Origin of the sequence: Aeromonas sp. 602396 (assembly GCF_049173735.1) — a bacterium.
GTDB classification, from domain to species: domain Bacteria; phylum Pseudomonadota; class Gammaproteobacteria; order Enterobacterales; family Aeromonadaceae; genus Aeromonas; species Aeromonas veronii_A.
Map to the genome: position 1 here is coordinate 173736 of NZ_JAAKSD010000001.1, position 20889 is coordinate 194624.

The following is a 20889-nucleotide window of genomic DNA, read 5'->3' on the forward strand; positions in this document are numbered from 1 at the left end:
CCCTGACCATGCTGGCAGGGGGCAACCAGGAGTCCAATATGTCTGATGTATTTCACTTGGGTTTGAAGAAAGCGGATCTGCAAGGCGCCACCCTGGCGATCGTCCCCGGTGACCCCGAGCGCGTGAAGCGTATCGCAGAGCTGTTGGATAACCCGGTGCACCTGGCCAGCCATCGTGAATTTACTACCTGGCGCGGCGAGATGGACGGCAAGGCCGTGATCATCTGCTCTACCGGTATCGGTGGCCCGTCCACCTCCATTGCAGTGGAAGAGCTGGCCCAGCTGGGCATCCGCACCTTCCTGCGTATCGGCACCACCGGCGCCATCCAGCCGCACCTGAACGTGGGTGACGTGATCGTGACCACCGGCTCCGTGCGCCTCGACGGTGCCAGCCTGCACTTCGCACCGATGGAGTTCCCGGCTGTTGCCGACTTCGACTGCACCACAGCGCTGGTCAACACCGCCAAAGAGATGGGCTCCAAGCTGCACATCGGTGTGACTGCCTCCTCTGACACCTTCTACCCGGGTCAGGAGCGTTACGACACCGTATCCGGCCGCGTAGTGAGCCGTTTCCAGGGTTCCATGAAAGAGTGGCAAGCCATGGGCGTGCTGAACTATGAGATGGAGTCCGCAACCCTGCTGACCATGTGCTCCAGCCAGGGCCTGCGTGCCGGTATGGTGGCTGGCGTTATCGTCAACCGTACCCAGCAGGAAATTCCGAACGCCGAAACCATGGCGAAGACCGAATCTGATGCCATCAAGATCGTACTGGGCGCTGCCCGCAAGCTGATCTGATAGCCCTCTTTGTAACAAAGAGTACCGAGTGGGGGGTGGGGGCCGTTGCGAAAGCGCGGCCCCTATCTTTATCTGCCGTTTACCGCTTTTCCTCTCCCGTCACCCCTTTCACTGATCCCGTCGCACTTGCGCTGGTTGTCTCTGCTGGCAGCCTCTACCTATTGCCCCTAAAAAGGCGCTGCACAGCGGATCTGCATCGGCTCGCCGCTCACCGGATGAGCAAAATCCAGCTCGCTGGCATGCAGCATCAGCCGCGGCGCCTGTTCGCAGCCGGGTGGCAGCAGGCCGCCATAGAGATCGCAGCCGAGGATGGGGTAGCCCAGCAGCTGGCTGTGGATGCGCAACTGATGGGTGCGACCGGTCTCTGGCACCAACCTCACCCGGGTCAGGGGAACGGTTTGCCCCTGCATCTGCATCTGCAACTCCAGCCGCTCAATCACCTGATAGCGGGAGCGGGCGGGTTTGCCGCTGGCGGCGCAAATCTTCATCAGCGGAAAGAGGGCCGGATCCTTGGCGATGGGGGCGTCGATAACTCCTTCGTCGTCAATCAGATGACCGCAGAGCAGGGCGCTGTAGGCCTTGCTCACCGCCCGTTGACTGAACTGCTGGCAGAGCAGGGCATTGATGGCCTTGTTTCTGGCGACCACCATGATGCCTGAGGTGCCAAAATCGAGGCGATGCACCAGGGTGCAGCCTGGGAAATCCTGCACCAAGCGATAGTGCACCGAGTCGAGGTTCTGCGGATTTTTGCCCGACAGACTCAGCAGGCCGCTCGGCTTGTTGATGAACAGCAGGTGTTCATCCTCGAACAGGATCTCGATGGCGGCATTGCAGGGCGGGGCAATAAAGGTGTCGACGATAACGGACATAGGTGGCACAGGCTGGAAATGGGGTGCGATCATACCCGAACCGGCGCGGCCGGGCGAATGGGCGGTGCGCTGCCTCGGAAAATGAACGGCATGACGCCATACAAACTTTTGATAGTGAGCCGTGTTGAGCTAGGTGGCGTGCCGTGCAAACCGCCCAGGTCAGCAACAAGGCCCCGTTTTGTGACCCCCTCCCGAGTTAATCCGAGGCTTGCTTGTTAAGGTATGGCTCCCTGTTATGTTGTAAGGACTCATCCCATGGCACTGCCCGTTATTCTCGATTGTGATCCCGGCCACGACGATGCCATCGCCCTGATTCTGGCGCTGGCCAGCCCTGAACTGAAGGTGCTGGCGGTTACCACCAGCGCGGGCAACCAGACGCCGGACAAGACCCTCAACAATGCCCTGCGCATTCTCACCCTGCTGGGACGTGACGATATTCCGGTGGCGGCGGGGGCACCGAAACCGCTGGCCCGCGAGTTGATCATCGCCGACAACGTCCACGGCGAGTCGGGCCTCGATGGCCCCAAGTTGCCGGATCCCGCCTTTGCACCGCAGGCCATGACGGGGATCGAGCTAATGGCCAGATGTCTGCGCGAGAGCACGGAGCCCGTGACTCTGGTGCCGACCGGCCCGCTGACCAATATCGCCCTGCTGCTGGCAGCTCACCCCGAGCTAAAGAGCAAGATCGCCCGCATCGTGCTGATGGGGGGCGCCGCAGGGGCCGGCAACTGGACGCCAGCGGCGGAATTCAATATTTATGTGGACCCGGAAGCGGCCGATATGGTCTTCAAGTCGGGTATCCCCATCACCATGTGTGGCCTCGATGTGACCCATGAGGCGCAGGTGATGGATGAGGATATCGAGCGGGTGCGCGCCATCACCAATCCGGTGGCCCAGTGTGTGGCCGAGCTGCTCGACTTTTTCATGATCTACCATCGGGACCCCAAGTGGGGATTTGCTGGCGCACCGCTCCACGACCCCTGTACCATTGCCTGGTTGCTGGCTCCCGAGCTGTTCCACGGGGTCGAGTGCCGGGTCGATATCGAGACCCGGGGGGAGCATACCGTGGGGATGACGGTGGTGGACCGCTACGGTCTGACCGGCAAGCCCGCCAATGCGCTGGTATTGTTGGGGCTGGATCGTCCGGGCTTTATCGATCTGCTGGTGACGCGGCTGCGGGCGTTTGACTGAGCGCCGGTTCATTTTTGCAAGAAGGGGCGGGGAATGTGGAAGAGAGGCTTGATGCTGCTGGCCGGGTTGCAACTGACAGGCTGTGCGACGCCATTCGAGCGGATGTGGCAGGGGCTGGCGACCTGTGAATTTACCGATCTCTATGTGGATGAGACGGGCAGGCCCGCCAATCTACAATTGGCCAACTACACCCCCTACAAGGTGAGCGACGGCTTTGCCTGGTACAAGGTGCACGAGGAGCTGCACGGCTTGCCGGTGGTCGGTTTTATCGTGCCGGCCTCCAGCTTCGAAGTGCATGCCCTCTTTGTCGATACCCCCATCGCCAATGCCCGCCGGTTGACCCACAACGCCTACGGCAGCGAGTTTGGCGACGAGCAGAAGCATGACGAGGGCTCAGCCCCTCTGCTTTTGCGCGATCCCAACAACCCCAAGCGCTCCATCATCGATTGCACCCGCGGCGAGTCTGATGGGGAACTTGAGGATTCGGCCATGCCCGAGTAGGACTACCTGTCATGCTATCGGCCTGAAATAGAGGGGCCAGCCTTGCCGGCTGGCCCCTCTTTTTTATTGTTGCTTAGCGCCCTGATCAGGGATAGCTCAGCGTCTCCTTGATAAGAGGCAGTTGGGCCTTGATCCATGCCGGATTGCAATAGGTTCCCCAGTCGCAGGCCTGACTCGACATCATTTCAGGGATAGCTCAAAGTCTCTTTGATAAGCGGCAGTTGAGCCTTGATCCACGCTGGGTTGATGGGGCCCCAGTCGCTGATGCGGTAGTGTCCCTGCAGGTGGCGAGCCCCCTCGGTCTGCTCGAAGGCGCAGCTGATGTCGAGCTCGGCCAGCGCGCTCAGGGTATCTTGCGCGGTGCGGCGCGGCATGCCGGTTGCCTCCATGATGGCGGGCACCGTATCCGTGCCTTGGCTGATCAGCCAGGCCACGTAGAGCCGCCGGTAGAAACTGGTGCGGGTCTTGCTCGGCTCCATCAGATCTCATCCTCAAGACGATCGAAGTAGCGCCAGGTTGCGATGGCGGCTTTGCCCATCACCAGTGCCCAGAGGCCGAACCAGAACCAGCGGAAGAAGCTCCAGGTGGAGGCGTCAGGCTCTGTGCTCTCGATCTTGGTGACGTTGGGGAACATGGAGAACATGTTCACGCGCCAGCCGTAGGAGGTGATGATGGCTAGGCGTTTCTCGAACTCCATCGACTTGGCCTTGGCCTGGACGTCGGCGGCGTTGAACTTAAAGTAGAAGGGCCAGCCCCACTCGGTATCTTCATTGCGAAACACCCGGATCTTCTCGCCGGGGCGCTCGGTGTAGATGTAATAGACGTCGGTGGTGGGGCCGTCAGCCGGGTTTTTCTGGCTGATGGGGCCATCCTTGTCGGTGCGCTTCACCTCGACCCCGGTGATGGTAGCGATGGTGTGCTCCGGCAGGTAGTAGTCGAGCCAGGCGGCGGAAATGAGGGCGATGAGCCCCAAGGCGATAAAAGCGGGTTTCTTGAATCTCAGGCTCATGGTGTGCTCACGTGAGGGGGAGTAACGTGCCTCTACCATACCGATATTTGACAGGGCAGCCCAGCCCCTTATGGCGCCACAAGCCAAAAAATGGCGTTTAAAACAGATACAAAGCCATTGATCCATCAACAAGAAAGGCCCCTGCGGGCCTTTTTGTCTGGTTCACTTTGTGCGCTTACAGCTGGAATTGGGCCAGCTGCTTGCGTTGCTGCTCGGCGAGCTGGGAGAGTTCGTTGCTGGCACTGGCGCTCTGGCTGATGCCGGCGGAGCTCTGGCTCACGATCTCGTGAATATTGGTGATGTTGCGGTTGATGTCGGCAGTGACGCAGGACTGCTCCTCGGCTGCGGTGGCGACCTGGGCGTTGGCGTCGTTGATCTGGCGTACGGCACCGGTAATGCCACTCAGCAGATCCTGCACCTGAGCTGACAGGCGTTGGTTATGACCGAGGATCTCCAGGGTCTCCTGCACGCCGTTGTTGGCGGATTGGGACTGGCTCTGCAGCCGCTCGATGATGGCCTGGATCTCCTTGGTGGAGTCCTGGGTACGGGCTGCCAGCATTCTCACCTCGTCGGCCACCACCGCAAAACCACGACCCGTTTCGCCGGCACGGGCCGCTTCGATGGCGGCATTGAGCGCCAGCAGGTTGGTCTGCTCGGAGATCCCCTGGATCACTTCAATTACCTTGCCGATCTGCTCGGACTGGGATTTGAGCTGGGCCACGATGGCGGCAGCATCTTCCAGACTGCCTGCCATCCGGCTGTTGGCGGCGATGCTTTCGGTAAAGAGGGCGAGCCCCTGTTCGACCCGGCCATTGGCATCCCGCGCCAGCTCGTCGGCGATGGCGGCGTTGTGGTTGACGTTGTCTGCTGTGCTGGAGAGTTCGGTCACGGCGGAGGCGACCTGTTCGATCTCGCTGTGCTGCTGCTGGGCGTTGGCTTCAGCCTGGGTCATCACGGCGGCCAGCTCGGTGGCGGCGGAGGCGACGCTGTTGCTGATCCCGGTCAGGTTCTCGATGGTGCTACCAAGTTGCCCCAGAGTGAGGTTGATATCTTTGGCCAGACGGGTCAGCTCGTTGTTGCCATCCGCTTTGGCGCGCACGTTGAAGCGCCCTTGCGCCACGGCGTACATCACCTCTTGCAACTGACCGATGGGGCTGACGATGCGACCGGAGAGGACCCAGCCACAGATCAGCGCCGCCAGTAGGGTACCGGCGGTGAGCAGCAGGGTACGCAGCAGGGTTGCGTCGTAGTGAGCCTGCTCGTCGGCCAGCTCTTGCTGGATCAGCTGGTTGATGTGGGCCGACATGCTGTCGATCTGTTTGATCAGCTGTTCACCCAGCTCGCGGAAATGGAGGCGGGCCGCCTCGTAGGCGACCGGATCGCCGCCACCCTGATGTTTTTGCGCCAGCAGCGGCAGCATGTTGCTGCGGGTATGGCTGAGGTAGGCCTGCAGGGCGGCAGCGACCTGCCGGTTATCCTGCTCGGCACCGGGGAGCACCAGACGGCCGAGAATGGTGTTGATCTCCTGCTCGGCGCTGTTGAGGTTCGCAGGTAGTGCGGCAAACAGCTTGGCATCGTAGAGGCCATAGATGGCGCTGGTGCGCAGCCGGTAGGTGGCGTGGATCAGTTTGGCAATATCGTCCTTGTGCTGGACCACGCTCTGGGTCGTCTCATCTATGTCATTGATGGCTTCATCCAGACCCTGTTTACTGATGGCAATCATCACCATCATCAGCAGGCTGGCCAGCAGCAGCGGTATCAGGACCTGGACACGTATTGATAGATTATTCAATGACATAAATGGCTCTAATCCGAAATGGGAGGAGCCGACATATTACACACCTACGTCAGGAGCTGTCACAGGCTTTTATTGCTGAAATTTGCTGAAGAAAAGGTTTTTCCTTGTGAAAAAGGCGCCATATATGCATGATTGAACGCTTGATCCCCTGAATATGTGGTACAACTGGCCGGATTGAGTCAATCCTGTCCCGTTTTCGTGATTCCCCGCTCTTGGCGTATGGAGGTGTGTAGTGTCCAGCTGGATCGATCCGGCCATTCTGGCTCTGTTTATCCCGACCTTTTTCTTTGTCTCGGTGACCCCCGGCATGTGCATGACCCTGTCGATGACGTTGGGGATGAGCCTGGGGGTGCGCCGTACCCTGCACATGATGTGGGGGGAGCTGATCGGAGTCGGGTTGGTTTCGGTGCTGTCGGTGATCGGGGTGGCTGCCATCATGCTCAACTATCCGGGGATCTTTGCCGCCTTCAAATATGTGGGGGGCGCCTATCTGGTTTGGCTCGGTATCCAGATGTGGCAGGCCAAGGGGAAGATGGCCATTCCGGCGGATCTTTCGTCCGGTCAGCAGACCAGCGCCATGGGACTGGCGGTGCAGGGTTTCGTCACCGCCATTGCCAACCCCAAGGGGTGGGCCTTCATGATCTCCCTGCTGCCACCGTTTATTTCGGCCAGCAAGCCGATGGTGCCGCAGATCACTGCGCTGGTGGCGCTTATTCTGGTCATCGAATTCTCCTGCCTGCTGCTCTACGCCAGTGGTGGCCGAACTCTGCGCCACTTCCTCGCCAAGAGCGGCAACGTCACCCTGATGAACCGCATCGCCGGTACCCTGATGCTGGGGGTGGGAGTCTGGCTGGCGCTTGGTTAAGCGCTGTCAGTGACCCTGGGCAGACAAGAAAAATGCCACCGGTCGGTGGCATTTTTTATGAGTGCCAAGTGGTTCAGCGGGGTTTGAAACGTGCGACCCAGGGGTTGGCGGTGATGCCATGCAGCAGCACGCTCAATATGATGGTGCAGAGCACAGTGGCGATGATGGGGCGCTGGCCAATCAGGGCAGGCTGGTTTTGCAGCACCATCACTGCAAAGACGATGCTGGCAAGGCCCCGCGGGCCGAACCAGCCGATAAAGAGCTTGAGCTCTGGCTTGAGGCCGGTGCCGAGCAGGCTCAGCCAGACCGGCACCATCCGCAGCAGGGTGAGGCTGGCAATGGCATAGAGCCAGTATTGCCAGTGCATCAGCTCCGACAACATGGGGAGCAGAGTTGCGCCAAACACCATCCAGATCACCACGGAGAGCAGGTCGCCGTAGCCTTCGCAACTGTCCATATAGGCGTGCTTGTGTTCACCGAGTCTGCGCCCGATAAAGAGACCGCCGACAAAGGCGGCGATAAAGCCGCTCCCCCCCAGACTCTGGGCCAGCGCAAAGCAGAGCAGGGCCAGTCCCGGCATGGTGAGCTGGCGCCAGAGCGGCAGTTGCCAGCCGTTGAGATAAGAGATTTTCAGCAGCCGTATGGTTAGGCTGGTCAGCACGAAGGCGACCAGCAGGCCAATGCCGATCTCCTCCAGCATCAGGGTGATGGCCAGCGTGGCTGTGCCTGCGTGCTGCTCTGTGGGGGCGATAAGGGCCAGCAGCAGAAGCAGCACAGGCACACAGATGCCGTCGTTGAGGCCGCTCTCCTGATTGAGCCCTTCGCGCAGTGGCGCCGGTACGGCCGGGTTGCTCACCACCGCCTTGCCGAGCGCCGCATCCGTGGGGGCAAGAATGGTGGAGAGGATGGCCATCTCCAGCAGTGGCAGGTCGGGGAAGATCCAGTGACCAAACAGGGCTCCGGCGATGAGCGTCAGTGGCAGGCCGATCATTAGCAGCCGGATGGGCAGCTGCCGGTTGGCCAGCAATACTTGCCAGTTGGTGTTGGCGGCATCGTTGAACAGCACGATAACCAGAGTCAGCTCGGCCAGCAGCTTGATGCCGGCGCTGTCGATAGAGAGGGAGAGCAGCTCCAGCCCGCCAGGCCCCAGCAACCAGCCGGTCAGTAGAAAGAGCAGGGGGCCGTTGACCAGCTTTGATTCGAAGCGCCCCGCGATCAGGCTGTAGATCAGCAAGAAGGCAGCGATCACCGCCAGATTCTGGTAAAGCAGATGTGCATCCATACAACCTCCTTTCTGCCCCCCGCAGGGGTGGTTTAATCGGTCAGGCAGTCGGGGTCGAACACATACTCCCCATCCAGCCAGCGCACGATTTCGTCGACACAGGATTGGTCGCGAAACGGCAGGTAGCGGGCCTTGAGATGGGCCACCTGCTCGGGGGTCAGCTGGGCCAGCCCTATGTCCTGAAACAGCGGCAGGTCGGCCTCGATCATCGCCGAGATCTGCGGGCCACAGGTGGCGTTGAGGGCGGCGTGCAGCGCCTTGTCGGGATCATACTGCTTGCCGAGTCGGTAGCTCATTGGCAGGGTGGCGAGGGGCAGGGCGGAGAGCGCCGCCTGCTTCATCGGGTTGACCGCATGGCCAGAGACCAGCTCCGCCAGCTCGGCGGGGCGGTTCTCGAAAGCGCGCAGGTGCAGGTAGCTGCTCGCCTTGCTGCCATCGTTAACCGGGTAGTTGTCCCAAAGGAAGGGCTTGCGGCCGAGCAGTTCGGTCACCTGCTTGAGGTGGCTGGCCGGATATTCGCTGGAGCAGACCTTGGGGCCGGTCCAGAAGATCTCGAAACGGCGGTCGAGTTGTTCGCCAAGCTCCTCCAGATAGCGGGGAGGCATGGCGCCAAACACCTTCTCCAGCACCGGATCGGTCGAGTAGTAGCTGGGACAGAAGATGAGGCGGGTCGCCTTGCTGTGGGCCGCGATATCGTGGGCGATGGTGAGCTGGTGACGGGCCAGATCCGGGGTATCCCCCTTCATGTCGTCAAACAGCACCGCCAGAATATCGGGCTGGAGCATCTCGTCGATGAGGCGCACTTTCTCAAGCAGCGCCGGGCGTTTGCGATCGTAGTCGTGATGGGCCCCCATGGGGCTTAAGCCCACCCCGAAGGCGAGCCCGTTGGCGCGGCACTGGCGCGCCAGCTCGGCGAGATCCGCCAGCTGCTGCTCGGGCCAGGGGAGGGCCCAGTGCTTGCGCAGATAGCCATCCTCTTTCGGTGCATAGATATAGAAGACGTAACCGTGGCGTGGCAGCCACTGTGCGTAGCGGGCGCGGGTCTGCCAGCTCCATCCCTTGCCAAAAAAACCTTCAATGACCCCCAGATTGGCAGCTGGGGGGAGGGGGCCGGACAGCAAACTTTGATATGGCATAACGCTCTCCCTTCTTGCTGGGGACTTGATACGGGACGGTCGGTCAGACCGGGTCCTCTTCCTGAAAGCGCACCCCGATTTTGCTCGGCACGCTCTCGTCCATTTCGGCCACGGTCCAGATCAGGCCCTGCCATTCGATGTTGTCACCGACCACCAGATTATCGCCCAACTGGCTGGCAATAAAATCACCCAGTGTCTGATCCGCCACCTCGCTCACATCCAGCCCGTAGAGAGGGGCGAGATCCACCAGCCGTGCCGCTGCTTCCAGCAGGAAGTCACCGAAGAAGCGGGGGCCGAGATCTTGCTCCGGCGCCTGACTGAACAGCTGGCCGAGGGCGGGGAGGTCACGTTCGTGACCGATCACGCAGAGAATGTCATCGGCCTGCAGACAGGTACTGCCCGAGGGGTGGAGCAGCTCGCGGCCACGAAACAGGGCACAGATCCGGGTGCCGGCAGGCATCTGCAGATCCCGCAGCGGCGAGCCGATACACCACTTCTCTTCCCCCAGCTGGTAGACGAAGGTCTCCCACTGGCTGTCGAGATCGATCTCGAGCCCTGAGCGATTGATGGGTGACGGTGGTGCCGGGACTTCGACCCGTGCCAGTTTTGATGCCAGCGGCAGCGAGCTGCCCTGCAAAATCAGCGAGACCAGCACCACGAAGAAGGCGACGTTGAAGTAGAGCTGGGCATTGGGCAGTCCTGCCATCATGGGGAACACCGCCAGAATGATGGGCACGGCGCCGCGCAAGCCAACCCAGGAGATAAACCAGCGCTCGCGCGGGGCGAAGTTCTTGAACGGCAATAGCCCAATCCAGACCGACACCGGGCGGGCAAACAGGATCATCCAGGCTGCCAGCGCCAGTGCGGGCAGGGCGATGGGTAGCAGCTTGTGGGGCGAGGCGAGCAGCCCCAGCACCAGAAACATGCCGATTTGGCTCAGCCAGGTCAGACCGTCCAGCACCGACAATGTGGTGCTACGGCTGCGCAGGGAGAGGTTGCCGAGCAACAGACCTGTGAGGTAGATGGCAAGAATGCCGCTGCCGCCTACGGCAGTAGTGAGGGCAAAAATGAGCAGGCCGCCGCTGACGGTGAGCAGCGGATAGAGCCCCGGGGCCAGGCGGGCGGTGTTGATGAGGCGCCACAGCAGCCAGCCGCCGCCAAGGCCGATCCCGGCACCAAGGCCAAACTGCTTGACCAGTTGTAGCAGCAGGAAGCCCGCATCCAGCCCCTGCTGGGCGGTTGCAAGTACCTCAATCAGGGTGACGGTGAGAAACACCGCCATGGGGTCGTTGCTGCCTGACTCTATCTCCAGGGTGGCGCTCACCCGCTCGTTGAGACTGCGCCCGCCGAGCAGGGAGAAGACCGCCGCCGCATCGGTGGAGCCGACGATGGCTCCGATCAGCATTCCCTGCATCAGGTTGAGGTCAAACAGCCAGGCGGCGGCCAGACCCGTCAGGCCGGTGGTGATGGCCACCCCGACCGTGGCCAGCGACAAGGCTGGCCAGAGTGCCACCCGAAACGAGGAGACCCGGGTGCGCATGCCGCCGTCAAGCAGAATGATGGCTAGCGCCAGGTTGCCTACCAGATAGGCGACGGAGTAGTCGGCGAAGTGGATGCCACCTGGACCATCTTCACCCGCCAGCATGCCGACGGCGAGGAAAATGACCAGAATGGGAATGCCGAGGCGGGAAGAGAGTGCGCTCAACAGTACGCTGGCTCCCACCAACAGGGCAGCGACAAGAAAGAAACTGTTGATGGTAGCGGCATCCAAGGGCGAACTCCTTCTTGGTAATGTGCAAAGTAGGCACATTATATGCAGTTAGGTCCCCTTTGTGTGGCTTATTTGTGCATCAATTTGCACTTTTTTACATTTTTTGCCTCATGGCCACGCCATATTCTGACTGTGACGGGGTTAACGAAAGCAGTGTAAAAGGTGCATCGATATCGGGATGCGCAGGGAGGAGCGGGCGGGGAAAAGCGAAATGACACGGCAGAGGAAGAGGGGAGCACAAGGGCGCTCCCCACGGGATGGAGCGGGACTCAGTCGTCCTCGTCATCCTTTACTTCGCGGATCTTGTCCTTGTAGTTGGGCAACTGCTTCTCCAGCCGTTTCATGTCTTTGATGGCATTGAGAAACAGCCCGAGCAGGAACAGCAGCGGCAACCCTATCCACAGCCAGAGATTCATGGGATTTTCCTTTCGTCAGGACAGGTGGTGACATAACGGACCAAAATTTCATCAAGGTTGGCCAATATGGTCGACTTGCCTTCAATATCCGCCTGTTGCAGGCAAAGCGCCAGTGCCGCGGGATCGAGTCGCTGCTCGTCGGACTCCAGCGAGAAGCTGACATGCCAGGGCTCGTAGGCGACCCCGCTCTGTGCCCCGACCGGCTTGGCATAAGGGAGGAAGAAGCCGAAGTCGCTCATATGGTCGCTGAGCCACTCGCTGAGATCTGCAAACCAGCCTCCGGCTTCATATTCCCAGGGCTCCAGCGCCAGTTTGGTATCGGCGGGCAAACAGTCCGGGTCGTAGATGTCGAGATCGGTCCCCCAGTGGTGACGGCTGGTGCCGGGCAGGGCACTCCAGCGCAGGATGGCGTGCAGCCGCTCTACCTCGCTTAGTTGCAGGGCATCGATGGGCTGGCTGTTGGCATCGAGCAGTGGCCGTTCGCCGCGCCACTTGCCATTCCAGATGGCGAGCTGGCGCTCGAAGCTGCGCCAGCTGGAGGCCGCCTGCAGGTTGAACCCCTCATAGGCGGCGGCTACCTGCATGTCGTTGAAGGCCGCCGCGGTGGCGGCGGTCAGACGATGAGGGCCGCGCCCCACCAGAATAAGGTGGCTCTCGTCGAGCCCCAGCAGTTGTTCCTGCGTCATGCCAGCAATCTCTCGAGCACCCCTTGGTACATGTCGGCCAGCAGATCCAGATCGTCCGCCTTCACGCACTCGTTCACCTTGTGAATGGTGGCGTTGACGGGGCCAAGTTCAATCACCTCGGCGCCGGTGGGGGCGATAAAGCGCCCGTCGGAGGTGCCGCCGGTGGTGAGCAGGGCCGGTCGCTGACCATTAACCTGTTCGATGGCCGCCACGGCCGCATCGAGCAGCGCGCCGGTATCGGTGAGGAAAGGTTGGCCGGAGAGGGTCCAGTTCAGCTGATAATCGAGTCCATGTTTATCCAGCAGCGCTTCGACCCGCTCGCGGATATCCATGTCGGTCAGTTCGGTACTGAAGCGGAAGTTGAACTGCACCTGCAGCTCGCCCGGAATGACGTTGGAGGCGCCGGTGCCGGCCGAGATGTTGGCGATCTGGAAGCTGGTGGGGGGGAAGTAGGCGTTGCCCTCATCCCACACGGTGGCGGCAAGTTTCGCCAGCGCTGGCGCCGCCTTGTGGATCGGGTTGTCCGCCAGATGGGGATAGGCCACATGCCCCTGCACCCCGCGCACCAGCAGATCGCCGGTGATGGAGCCGCGGCGGCCGTTCTTCACCACATCCCCCACCACGGCGGTGGAGGAGGGCTCGCCGACGATACACCAGCGGATCTTCTCGTTGCGGGCCTCCAGGGTGTCGATCACCCGGGTGGTGCCATTGATAAAGGGCCCCTCCTCATCGGAGGTGATGAGAAAGGCGATGGACCCGGTGTGATCCGGATTCTCGGCCACGAAGCGCTCGACCGCCACCACCATGGCAGCCAGCGAGCCCTTCATGTCGGCGGCGCCACGGCCGTAGAGCACGCCATCCTTGATGGTCGGCTCGAACGGCGGGGTGTGCCATTTGTCCAGCGGCCCGGCGGGCACCACGTCTGTGTGACCGGCGAAGCAGAACAGTGGCCCCTCGCTGCCACGACGGGCCCAGAGGTTGGTGGTGTCCTCAAACACCATGGGCTCGATAACGAACCCGATCCTGGCGAGGCGCTCCGCCATCAGGGTCTGACACCCTTCATCGAGGGGGGTAACGGAGGGGCGGCGGATCAGATCCTTGGCCAGTGCGATGACATCCGACATCAGTTGTCCTTAGTTGTCCTTAACGGGAGAAGAGGGATTGGTAGTGATCAGCCTTGAAACCCAGAGTCAGTTCGCCGTCACGGTCGAGCAGCGGGCGCTTGATCATGGCCGGATGTTCCAGCAGCAGGGCACGCGCCTTGGTGGTGTCGAGCCCCTGTTTGGCCTCATCCGGCAGGGCGCGGAAGGTGGTGCCGCGGCTGTTGAGCAGGGCTTCCCAGCCGAGTTTTGCCAGCCAGCTGTCCAGATCGTCCGGGTTCAGGCCGTCGGCGCGGTGGTCGTGAAAGCGGTAGTCGATACCGGCCTCATCCAGCCACTTGCGGGCTTTCTTGATGGTGTCGCAGTTCTTGATGCCATAGAGGGTGATGGCCATGGGGAGTCCTTCTCTTGTGTGCGCTGGCCGTGGGCCGCGTCCCGAAAATCCGAATCAACACAGTGCAAGGGCCCGATTCTGGCATTGTGGCAATCCCATGGCAACGCCGATGGTCCGGCTCGCGGGTTTTACCGGAACTGGTCACACCTGAACGGCGATTTTGAGCACAAGATCAGAAGCGGTGCGGCTGGCGTGCCCGATGGGGCGGTTATTGCGGGAGAAGAGCCGCGTTTGCAGGAGAAAAAGAGAAGGGGGCAAACGCCAGATAGCTAAAACGCGCCAGCGGGCGCGTTTTGGTCGGCATCATCAAGCACCTCAATTAGTGCAGGGTGGTCCACTCATGGTCAAAGACCCGGGCCCGTTCCCAGGGTGCATCAGGCAGGCTGGAAGAGAGGCCAGTGTATTTGCCCACGTCGTCCACCACGATGGCGGAGAGGATCGGCAGGTTGTTTTCGGTGCAGTACATGCGGATGCGTTGCAGCAGGGTGCGCAGTTCATCCTGGCACTGCTCCAGCCCGGCCTGTTTGGCCAGTTTGGAGTAACGAATGGTAGTGCGTTCCTTTGCAGACTCGACGAGGATGTCCCACAGCTTGTAGTCGCAGGTCGAAGCACCTGCGGTGGCTTGGCTTGTCATAACTCTCTCCGGCGCGAAATGGTCGCTATATGTCGAAGCGCATCTTCGCCAGTTCGGCGCCGTCATATGTTGATCCAACGCAAAAAAGAGGGGAGTCGCGTCACACAATTCCCGGATATGGGGTGATAAAGGTTTTACGGCAGTTGAAATAACGAAAAATTGTTACATGGCCGACATATTATGCTAATGAATCACGGTGACGGCACCTTTATTGATAGGGATCAAAGGCAAACAGTGGTCAGATCACTAGATTTCGCTCTTCGATAAATTTATCAGGAGTGAATATTGGAACTTTTATTCGTCTTGCTCGTTCTGGTCGCCGTGGTCTACGGCATTATCAAGGATTACAACCCGCAGGCGGTGTTGGCGCTGGCGGGCATGGCCATTTTTGCGGTGGCCTACTGGCTGGGGCTGCACCCCATTCTCCCCGCTGACAAGAGCACCGGTTTCGCCCTGTTCGACCTGTTCGAAGTGTTCAAGGGAATCTTCTCCTACCGCGCGGCGGGCCTCGGCCTCACCATCATGGCGGTGGCGGGTTTTGCCACCTACATGTCCCATATCGGGGCCTCCCAGGCGCTGGTGCGGGTGGCGGTCAAACCGGTGGCAGGCATCCAGTCCAGCTACCTGATGCTCTCCATCTGTTATCTGGTGGCGGTCTTTGTCTCCCTGTTCGTTACCTCCGCTACCGGCCTTGGCCTGCTGTTGATGGTCACCATGTATCCGGTGATGCGCAACCTCGGTATCAGCCCGGCCTCCGCTTGTGGCGTTATCGCCACCTCACAGGCGTTCGAGATTGGCCCGACCCAGACCAACGCCATCTTCTCCGCCGGTCAATCCGGCATGGATCCGACCAGCTATTTTGTCGACTACCAGATCTGGCTGGTGGCCCCCATGCTGCTGGTGACCATGGTGCTGCACTTCTTCTGGCAGCGTCACTGCGATCGCAAGGATGGCTGGGATCCTGCGCTCCATCGCGGCGATCACGCCGAGCTGGACGAACAGGGCACCGAGAGTGTGCAGGCCCCCACCTGGTATGCCCTGCTGCCGATCATCCCCTTCGTGCTGATGATGACCTTCTCCAAGCTGCTGGTGAGCGACATCAAGATGAGCGTGGAGGTGGCCATGCTGCTGTCGGTCTTTATCGGCATGCTGTGCGAGCTGCTGCGTAGCCGCTCGGTGCGTACCGCTTTTGCCGGTCTGTCGAGCTTCCTCGACGGCATGGGCAAGGTGTTTGGCCCCGTGGTGGCGCTCATCGTCTGTGCCGAGCTGTTTGCCGAATCTCTCAAGGCCATCGGCGCCATCGATACCCTGCTGCACTCTGCCAGCAATGCCGGTATCGGCAGCGGCCTGATGACCCTGGTGATGGTGGCGCTGATCATGGTAGCGGCGGTCATCATGGGCTCCGGCAACGCGGCCTTCCTCAGCTTCTCGACCCTGGCACCGGCGGTGGCGGCCAAGTTTGGCGTACCGGCGGTGACCATGCTGCTGCCGATGCAGCTCGCTTCCAGTATCGGCCGTACCGTCTCTCCCATCGCGGCTGTGCTGATCGCCTGTGCGGGGATTGCCAAGGTATCGCCCTTTACCGTGGTCAAGCGCACCAGCGTGCCGATGGCGGGGGCGCTGGTGACGGCGCTGACCCTCAACTATCTGCTGTTCATGTAGTGATGTGGGTTATGTAGTGGTGTTTGGAATTTACCGGTCGGGCGGGTGGCATGGCTGCCCGCCTTTTTCTCACTGTGTCGCATTGTTGCAATAGACGATCGGCCATCAATGCTGATTGTTGCATGGAGAAGATAATGACAGTTGTAAAGAGCCCGTTTTCCCTCGATAACTATCTGGCCGATTTGGCCCCGCTCATCAACCTCGATTGCGGTACTCGCACCCCGGCCGGGGTAGCGAAAGTGGCCGACATCATGACCGAGAAATATGAGGCCATCGGCTGGCAGGTGACTCGCCACCAGTTCGCTGCCGAGTGCGGCCCCTGCCTCGAGATCACCAATGCGCCGGGTGCAGATCACTACGACGTGATGCTGTGCGGCCACATGGATACCGTCTTCCCCGAGGGGACGGCGGCCAAGCGCCCGCTGAAAATCGAAGGCAATCAAGCCTTTGGCCCCGGCGTTTCGGACATGAAGAGCGGCTTGCTCTCTATCTGGTATGCCCTCAAAGAGATGGACCCGGCATTGCTTGCCAAGCTCAAGGTGCTGGTCTGCTACAACTGCGACGAAGAGATTGGCTCCCCCTGGTCCAAGGATTGGCTGGTGAAAAAAGCCAAACAGAGCGGCTGCGTGCTGGTGGCCGAGGCTGCCCGTCCCAACGGGGATCTCATCAGCGCCCGCAAGGGCAATGCCAAGTACCGCATCACCTTCCACGGCAAGGCGTCCCACGCCGGTTCGGCCCTGACCGAAGGGGTCTCTGCCATTACAGAACTCGCTCATTGGGTGCTGGCCATCAACGAGCAGGTCAACATGACCACGGGCACCACCATGAACGTTGGCGTGGTACAGGGCGGCACCGGTGTCAACGTGGTGCCGGACTTTGCCGAGGCGATCGTCGATCTGCGCTTCTGGAGCAACGAAGAGGCCGCTGTGGTACACGATCGGCTCACCTTTATGGCCAACAACCCCTTCCTCGCGGGTTGTCGGGTCGAGGTGGATCGCCAGACCTTCAAGCCGGCGATGCGCCCGAGTGGCGACACCGAGGCGCTGATGGCACTGGTGGAGGCGGCAGCCAAGGAGGAGGGGATCCCCTTCAACTGGCTGGAGGCCGGTGGCGGCTCGGATGCCAACTTCACCGCCGCCGCGGGGGTGCCGTCGCTGGATGGCTTCGGCCCCATGGGGGGCGGTTTCCACTCGGAGGCGGAGTTCCTGCTGCTGGAGAGCATCGAGCCGCGCATCCGCCTGCTGCAGCGGGTGCTGGGCAAGCTGGCGAAATAAGCCGGTTTATCCCTTGTTCGGGTCGTTATTGGCCCGCTCAAAACTGGTCCGCTCAAATCCAAACGGGAGGCTGTTGCCTCCCGTTTTTTTATCTCGATTTTTCGCGCGCTGAGTGAGCGGGCCAGATGGCCTGATGCCGTTACCCCTGCGGTTCGGCCAGATAGGCCAGATGATCCTGCCGCGTCACCTGCCAGCCATCGAGGCGCAGCGGGGCGGCAAAGCCCGGGCCGTCGGTCACCATGGTGTGGTACTCCCCTTGCTCGCCGCAGGCATCGAAGCCCTCGTGCTCGGCCAGTTGCTGCAGATCGCTGAGGGTGGTGGCATCAAGGGTGCGTCCAGTCCACTCGGGGGAAAGCACCCGGGTATCGACGCAGGAGAGGTGGGCGACGATGCCACGCGCCAGCATATCCGCCAGCAAGGCTTGACGAGATTGCTGCCAGAGCGGGGTATGGACGGTGAGGCCCAGCGGCTGGCAGCGTTCGCGGATCCAGTTAGGCGCACCGCCCACGCTGTCGATATCGCCGGTGACCACGCCATCGAGTTGCCACTCCTCCTTGAGCCGTGCCAGTGCCCGCTCATAACCGAGATCGAACGGCGCTTCTATGGTGACCAGCAGATGGGGCAGCCCGAGGGCTTCCGCCTGACGGCGCACCAGCGGCAAGGGGTGAGCGAGAAATCGGGGCTCAGGCGGCGCAAAGGTGGCCAGTGCCACCAGCTGATGGCCCGCTTGGCGAGCATGACAGAGGGCCAGCATGGCATCTTTGCCACCGCTCCAGAGCAGGATGACGCGAGACATGGATGAGATTCCGGTGGTGAACGAGGGGGCATGCTACCCAGCGGCGGGGGCAGAGGTAAAGGTATTGTGTCCGGAAATGGTGGCGGGGAAGTGGTTGAGGTAACTGAGCGGGGAAAAAAGCAGGCCCCCGAAGCGGGGGCCTGTATTGCAATAGCGTGGTAAACGCCGCTGCGATTAGAGCAGGATGCTGGTGAGGATAAAGCCCAGCGAGCAGGAGGTCACCACCCCGATCAGCCCCGGAATGATGAAGCTGTGGTTGATGATGAACTTGCCGATGCGGGTGGTGCCGGAGCGGTCGAAACCGATACAGGCCAGATCGCTCGGGTAGGTCGGCAGCACGAAGTAGCCGTAGCTCGCTGGCAGGAAGGCGATCAGCAGCTTCGGCTCGACACCCAGCGCCAGACCCATGGGGGCGATGGCGGTGAGGGCGGCGGCCTGGCTGTTTACCAGCTTGGAGATGAGGAACAGCACCAGGGCGTAGGTCCAGGGCTGGGCCTGTACCACATGGGCCAGGGTCTCTTTGAGCAGCGGCATGTGGGCCTGGAAGAAGGTCTCACTCATCCAGGCAACCCCGAATACGGAGAAGATGGCGACCATGCCCGCCTTGAAGACGGCGCCGTTGGCGATCTCGCCCGGCTTGACCTTGCAGCGCATCAGGATGATGGCACCGGCGATCAGCATCATCATCTGGATCACCAGGTTCATGGAGAGCGGGCCGGTCTTGTCCTTGATGGTGAACACCGGCCGCAGACCTTCGTTGGCGCCGAGCAATACCACGGCAGCGATGGCGGCGAAGAAGATCCAGGTAGACCAGTAGGCCTCTTTCGGGAACTTGGTGTTGAGCAGGGTCTCGCCACCACCGTAGATAAAGGCACGCTGCTCCGGGTCTTTGATCTTGGCCTGGAACTCTTCATCCTTGTCCAGATCCTTGCCGCGACGCAGGCTCCACAGGGCCGCCACGATGACACCGGTCAGGGAGGAGGGGATGGCGATCATCAGGATGTCGAGCAGGCCGTAAGCCTGACCGATACCGTGACCTGCCGCCAGAATGGAGACCATGGAGACCACGGCAACGGAGACCGGGGAGGCGCAGATGGCCATCTGGGAGGCAACGGAGGCGACAGCCATCGGGCGCTCGGGACGGATGTTCTTCTGCAGCGCGATGTCAGCGATGATGGGGAACATGGTGTAGACCACGTGGCCGGTACCGCACAGGAAGGTGAGGGTCCAGGTGGTGAGCGGCGCCAGGATAGTGATGTATTGCGGGTGACGGCGCAGCAGGCGCTCGGCCACTTGCATCATCAGGTTGAGGCCACCGGCAGTCTGCAGGGTGGCGGCACAGCCGATCACCGCCAGAATGGTCAGCATTACCTGAACAGGCGGTTCGCCCGGCACCAGGCCGAAGACGAAGGTCAGCAGGAAGAGACCGATACCACTGATGAGACCGAGTCCCATGCCACCAAAGCGGGTACCCAGCAGCAAGCAGCCGAGTACCACCAAAAATTCCATCAAGATCATTCCGTTACCTCGTGTGATTCAACCCATATTGCCGCGGGTAGCCTGAACCATGAATTGTCATTGTCTGTTTTATTTAGCCCAAAAGGGTTAGTTGCTATTCTGCTCCCCTGAAAAAGTGAAAAAATTGAGTTACTTCAATAACTCGATGAATTTTTGATTAAACCACTTAAAAACCACGTACTAACAAAAACATCATTTTTGTCACCAAGTGGTATCACTCGGGGCCAGCCCATCAGAGTGCAACCAGAGGCGTTGTGATGGGGAAGGCGTTGGTAAGGAAGGTGTGGAAAAAGGCCCGGGTCAGGGGAGAAGAGGCTGTAAAAACACGGGTTAAAGATATCTTTTTTGACAAATGGGGTGTTCTGCGACTCTGCTCATCGGGGGGCGGGTGCTGATAGCAGATAGCGACGCTGATACTGTTCGCTCAGCTGCTTGATATCGAGTCTGGCTAGCGCATTGTTCACTCGCTGTTGCAGTTGCTGTTGATCGGGACGGAACATGATGTGCAGGCTCTTGTACCCGAGGATCTTCGGGTTGAACTGCAGCTGTTCGGGGTGGAGTTTGTCATCGTGATAGGTGAGCCAGTAGAAAACATCCCGGTCGATCACGGCCAGATCGAGCCGGTCGCGCTGCAATTTTCGCAGGTTGAGGTGATCGTCGTCCACGGCAAAGGTGTTGAGGCGCTTGCTGGCCATCAGGGCATCAAATTCACGGGTATTGATATAACCTGCGACGACCCCAATCCGGTAGGAAGCGAGATCTTCGAGTCGCTGCCAGTGGATAGGGGGGCCGGCTTGCTGCGCCATGCCCAGCACACTACTGCCCACGCTGGTGGAAATATGCCACCGTTTATCCAGATCATCGGCGAAGTATTTGGGGAAGTAGCCGCTGTAGTGCTGGGCGGGATCGGATGCCAGCAACATGGCTCGATGCCAGGGGTAGAAGTCAAACTGAACCTCCAGCCCCGCTTCGGCAAATGCACGCTTGACGATATGGCCGGTAAGGCCACCATCAGGGAGATGCTGGCTGGTATAGGGGGGCCACTCCAGGGTGGTCAGGTGCACGGGTTCTGCCCGCAATTGCAGGGGGAGCCAGAGCAGCAAGAGTGTCAGAAGCTGACGATATCCCATGAACGACCCATTCCTTGTGTCGATTGGTTCTGAGTATTACCCATAACGGGGGTAATAAAAAAG

21 protein-coding genes are annotated in these 20889 nt (G+C 60.7%); 6 read left to right on the forward strand and 15 right to left on the reverse strand.

The features are described from left to right. The first annotated feature begins 38 nt into the window (after nucleotides 1-38). A complete protein-coding gene (udp, locus tag G5229_RS00770) occupies nucleotides 39-794 on the forward strand; it encodes a uridine phosphorylase (protein WP_005337975.1) in 756 nt (251 codons plus the stop codon). Between the two features lie 167 nt (nucleotides 795-961). Here the strand turns inward: udp and G5229_RS00775 are convergent, their stop codons facing one another. Then, nucleotides 962-1696 (reverse strand): RluA family pseudouridine synthase, encoded by a 735-nt coding sequence (locus G5229_RS00775; RefSeq protein ID WP_421208057.1) that lies wholly within the window; start codon nucleotides 1694-1696, stop codon nucleotides 962-964. A gap of 222 nt (nucleotides 1697-1918) precedes the next feature. Between G5229_RS00775 and rihA the strand changes: the two genes are divergently transcribed. Together rihA and G5229_RS00785 are read left to right on the forward strand one after the other, a co-directional pair. Beyond that, a complete protein-coding gene (gene rihA, locus G5229_RS00780) occupies nucleotides 1919-2854 on the forward strand; it encodes a pyrimidine-specific ribonucleoside hydrolase RihA (RefSeq protein WP_421208058.1) in 936 nt (311 codons plus the stop codon). A 33-nt stretch (nucleotides 2855-2887) separates the two neighbouring features. Next, nucleotides 2888-3355, forward strand: a complete 468-nt coding sequence (locus G5229_RS00785) for a hypothetical protein (protein WP_421208060.1) — start codon at nucleotides 2888-2890, stop codon at nucleotides 3353-3355. A 185-nt stretch (nucleotides 3356-3540) separates the two neighbouring features. On the opposite strand, the gene G5229_RS00790 is transcribed toward G5229_RS00785, so the two are convergent. The 3 genes from G5229_RS00790 to G5229_RS00800 all read right to left on the reverse strand — a co-directional run bounded on the left by G5229_RS00790 (nucleotide 3541) and on the right by G5229_RS00800 (nucleotide 6162). After that, entirely contained in the window at nucleotides 3541-3834 is a 294-nt protein-coding gene (locus G5229_RS00790) for a winged helix-turn-helix domain-containing protein (protein ID WP_204827381.1), read from the reverse strand. Continuing rightward, the gene (locus tag G5229_RS00795; protein ID WP_005337948.1) at nucleotides 3834-4364 is read right to left on the reverse strand and encodes a DUF1523 family protein; all 531 of its coding nucleotides are present in this window, start codon (nucleotides 4362-4364) and stop codon (nucleotides 3834-3836) included. The genes G5229_RS00790 and G5229_RS00795 overlap by 1 nt, the downstream gene beginning before the upstream one ends. A 175-nt stretch (nucleotides 4365-4539) precedes the next feature. Next, complete coding sequence (locus tag G5229_RS00800) at nucleotides 4540-6162, reverse strand: methyl-accepting chemotaxis protein (protein ID WP_421208062.1); 1623 nt, start codon at nucleotides 6160-6162, stop codon at nucleotides 4540-4542. A gap of 232 nt (nucleotides 6163-6394) precedes the next feature. On the opposite strand from G5229_RS00800, the gene G5229_RS00805 reads away from it, so the two are divergent. After that, a complete protein-coding gene (locus G5229_RS00805; RefSeq protein ID WP_216954223.1) occupies nucleotides 6395-7027 on the forward strand; it encodes a LysE family translocator in 633 nt (210 codons plus the stop codon). A 73-nt stretch (nucleotides 7028-7100) separates the two neighbouring features. On the opposite strand, the gene G5229_RS00810 is transcribed toward G5229_RS00805, so the two are convergent. The 8 genes from G5229_RS00810 to G5229_RS00845 form a co-directional block, all read right to left on the reverse strand. Continuing rightward, a complete protein-coding gene (locus G5229_RS00810) occupies nucleotides 7101-8309 on the reverse strand; it encodes a cation:proton antiporter (protein ID WP_421208063.1) in 1209 nt (402 codons plus the stop codon). Between the two features lie 32 nt (nucleotides 8310-8341). After that, complete coding sequence (locus G5229_RS00815) at nucleotides 8342-9445, reverse strand: beta-N-acetylglucosaminidase domain-containing protein (RefSeq protein WP_421208065.1); 1104 nt, start codon at nucleotides 9443-9445, stop codon at nucleotides 8342-8344. A gap of 43 nt (nucleotides 9446-9488) precedes the next feature. Next, nucleotides 9489-11216 (reverse strand): potassium/proton antiporter, encoded by a 1728-nt coding sequence (locus tag G5229_RS00820; protein WP_337073590.1) that lies wholly within the window; start codon nucleotides 11214-11216, stop codon nucleotides 9489-9491. 269 nt (nucleotides 11217-11485) lie between these two features. After that, nucleotides 11486-11632 carry a hypothetical protein gene (locus G5229_RS00825; RefSeq protein WP_005337933.1) on the reverse strand — a complete coding sequence of 49 codons (147 nt, stop codon included), beginning with the start codon at nucleotides 11630-11632 and terminating at the stop codon, nucleotides 11486-11488. Next, nucleotides 11629-12318, reverse strand: coding sequence for a M15 family metallopeptidase (locus tag G5229_RS00830; protein WP_421208066.1), 690 nt, complete (start codon nucleotides 12316-12318; stop codon nucleotides 11629-11631). Before G5229_RS00830 ends, G5229_RS00825 begins: the two co-directional genes overlap by 4 nt. Next, a complete protein-coding gene (dapE, locus tag G5229_RS00835) occupies nucleotides 12315-13442 on the reverse strand; it encodes a succinyl-diaminopimelate desuccinylase (RefSeq protein WP_421208068.1) in 1128 nt (375 codons plus the stop codon). Before dapE ends, G5229_RS00830 begins: the two co-directional genes overlap by 4 nt. 19 nt (nucleotides 13443-13461) lie before the next feature. Further along, nucleotides 13462-13812: an ArsC family reductase gene (locus G5229_RS00840; RefSeq protein WP_005350451.1), complete on the reverse strand. Its 351-nt coding sequence runs from the start codon at nucleotides 13810-13812 to the stop codon at nucleotides 13462-13464. Nucleotides 13813-14131: 319 nt separating this feature from the next. Beyond that, on the reverse strand, nucleotides 14132-14446 hold the full coding sequence (locus tag G5229_RS00845; protein WP_005337929.1) for a hypothetical protein: 315 nt from the start codon (nucleotides 14444-14446) through the stop codon (nucleotides 14132-14134). 285 nt (nucleotides 14447-14731) lie between these two features. Between G5229_RS00845 and dcuC the strand changes: the two genes are divergently transcribed. Both dcuC and G5229_RS00855 read left to right on the forward strand, forming a co-directional pair. Next, a complete protein-coding gene (gene dcuC, locus G5229_RS00850; RefSeq protein WP_005350454.1) occupies nucleotides 14732-16108 on the forward strand; it encodes a C4-dicarboxylate transporter DcuC in 1377 nt (458 codons plus the stop codon). Nucleotides 16109-16242: 134 nt separating this feature from the next. Then, entirely contained in the window at nucleotides 16243-17382 is a 1140-nt protein-coding gene (locus G5229_RS00855) for a M20 family metallopeptidase (protein ID WP_337073586.1), read from the forward strand. A gap of 139 nt (nucleotides 17383-17521) precedes the next feature. Here the strand turns inward: G5229_RS00855 and G5229_RS00860 are convergent, their stop codons facing one another. The 3 genes from G5229_RS00860 to G5229_RS00870 all read right to left on the reverse strand — a co-directional run bounded on the left by G5229_RS00860 (nucleotide 17522) and on the right by G5229_RS00870 (nucleotide 20826). Continuing rightward, nucleotides 17522-18178 carry a hypothetical protein gene (locus G5229_RS00860; RefSeq protein ID WP_337073585.1) on the reverse strand — a complete coding sequence of 219 codons (657 nt, stop codon included), beginning with the start codon at nucleotides 18176-18178 and terminating at the stop codon, nucleotides 17522-17524. Nucleotides 18179-18352: 174 nt separating this feature from the next. Further along, a complete protein-coding gene (locus G5229_RS00865) occupies nucleotides 18353-19696 on the reverse strand; it encodes an anaerobic C4-dicarboxylate transporter (protein ID WP_005337916.1) in 1344 nt (447 codons plus the stop codon). Nucleotides 19697-20070: 374 nt separating this feature from the next. Beyond that, entirely contained in the window at nucleotides 20071-20826 is a 756-nt protein-coding gene (locus G5229_RS00870) for a substrate-binding periplasmic protein (RefSeq protein WP_421208072.1), read from the reverse strand. Nucleotides 20827-20889 lie beyond the last annotated feature (63 nt).

What these genes read in the sequence shown, in the direction of transcription:
- G5229_RS00785 (WP_421208060.1), top strand. Translation starts at nt 2,888, where the DNA reads ATGTGGAAGAGAGGCTTGATGCTGCTGGCCGGGTTGCAACTGACAGGC.
- G5229_RS00860 (WP_337073585.1), bottom strand. Translation starts at nt 18,178, where the DNA reads ATGTCTCGCGTCATCCTGCTCTGGAGCGGTGGCAAAGATGCCATGCTG.
- G5229_RS00810 (WP_421208063.1), bottom strand. Translation starts at nt 8,309, where the DNA reads ATGGATGCACATCTGCTTTACCAGAATCTGGCGGTGATCGCTGCCTTC.
- rihA (WP_421208058.1), top strand. Translation starts at nt 1,919, where the DNA reads ATGGCACTGCCCGTTATTCTCGATTGTGATCCCGGCCACGACGATGCC.
- dapE (WP_421208068.1), bottom strand. Translation starts at nt 13,442, where the DNA reads ATGTCGGATGTCATCGCACTGGCCAAGGATCTGATCCGCCGCCCCTCC.
- udp (WP_005337975.1), top strand. Translation starts at nt 39, where the DNA reads ATGTCTGATGTATTTCACTTGGGTTTGAAGAAAGCGGATCTGCAAGGC.
- G5229_RS00840 (WP_005350451.1), bottom strand. Translation starts at nt 13,812, where the DNA reads ATGGCCATCACCCTCTATGGCATCAAGAACTGCGACACCATCAAGAAA.
- G5229_RS00845 (WP_005337929.1), bottom strand. Translation starts at nt 14,446, where the DNA reads ATGACAAGCCAAGCCACCGCAGGTGCTTCGACCTGCGACTACAAGCTG.
- G5229_RS00870 (WP_421208072.1), bottom strand. Translation starts at nt 20,826, where the DNA reads ATGGGATATCGTCAGCTTCTGACACTCTTGCTGCTCTGGCTCCCCCTG.
- G5229_RS00795 (WP_005337948.1), bottom strand. Translation starts at nt 4,364, where the DNA reads ATGAGCCTGAGATTCAAGAAACCCGCTTTTATCGCCTTGGGGCTCATC.
- G5229_RS00830 (WP_421208066.1), bottom strand. Translation starts at nt 12,318, where the DNA reads ATGACGCAGGAACAACTGCTGGGGCTCGACGAGAGCCACCTTATTCTG.
- G5229_RS00855 (WP_337073586.1), top strand. Translation starts at nt 16,243, where the DNA reads ATGACAGTTGTAAAGAGCCCGTTTTCCCTCGATAACTATCTGGCCGAT.
- G5229_RS00825 (WP_005337933.1), bottom strand. Translation starts at nt 11,632, where the DNA reads ATGAATCTCTGGCTGTGGATAGGGTTGCCGCTGCTGTTCCTGCTCGGG.
- G5229_RS00815 (WP_421208065.1), bottom strand. Translation starts at nt 9,445, where the DNA reads ATGCCATATCAAAGTTTGCTGTCCGGCCCCCTCCCCCCAGCTGCCAAT.
- G5229_RS00775 (WP_421208057.1), bottom strand. Translation starts at nt 1,696, where the DNA reads ATGATCGCACCCCATTTCCAGCCTGTGCCACCTATGTCCGTTATCGTC.
- G5229_RS00865 (WP_005337916.1), bottom strand. Translation starts at nt 19,696, where the DNA reads ATGATCTTGATGGAATTTTTGGTGGTACTCGGCTGCTTGCTGCTGGGT.
- G5229_RS00790 (WP_204827381.1), bottom strand. Translation starts at nt 3,834, where the DNA reads ATGGAGCCGAGCAAGACCCGCACCAGTTTCTACCGGCGGCTCTACGTG.
- G5229_RS00800 (WP_421208062.1), bottom strand. Translation starts at nt 6,162, where the DNA reads ATGTCATTGAATAATCTATCAATACGTGTCCAGGTCCTGATACCGCTG.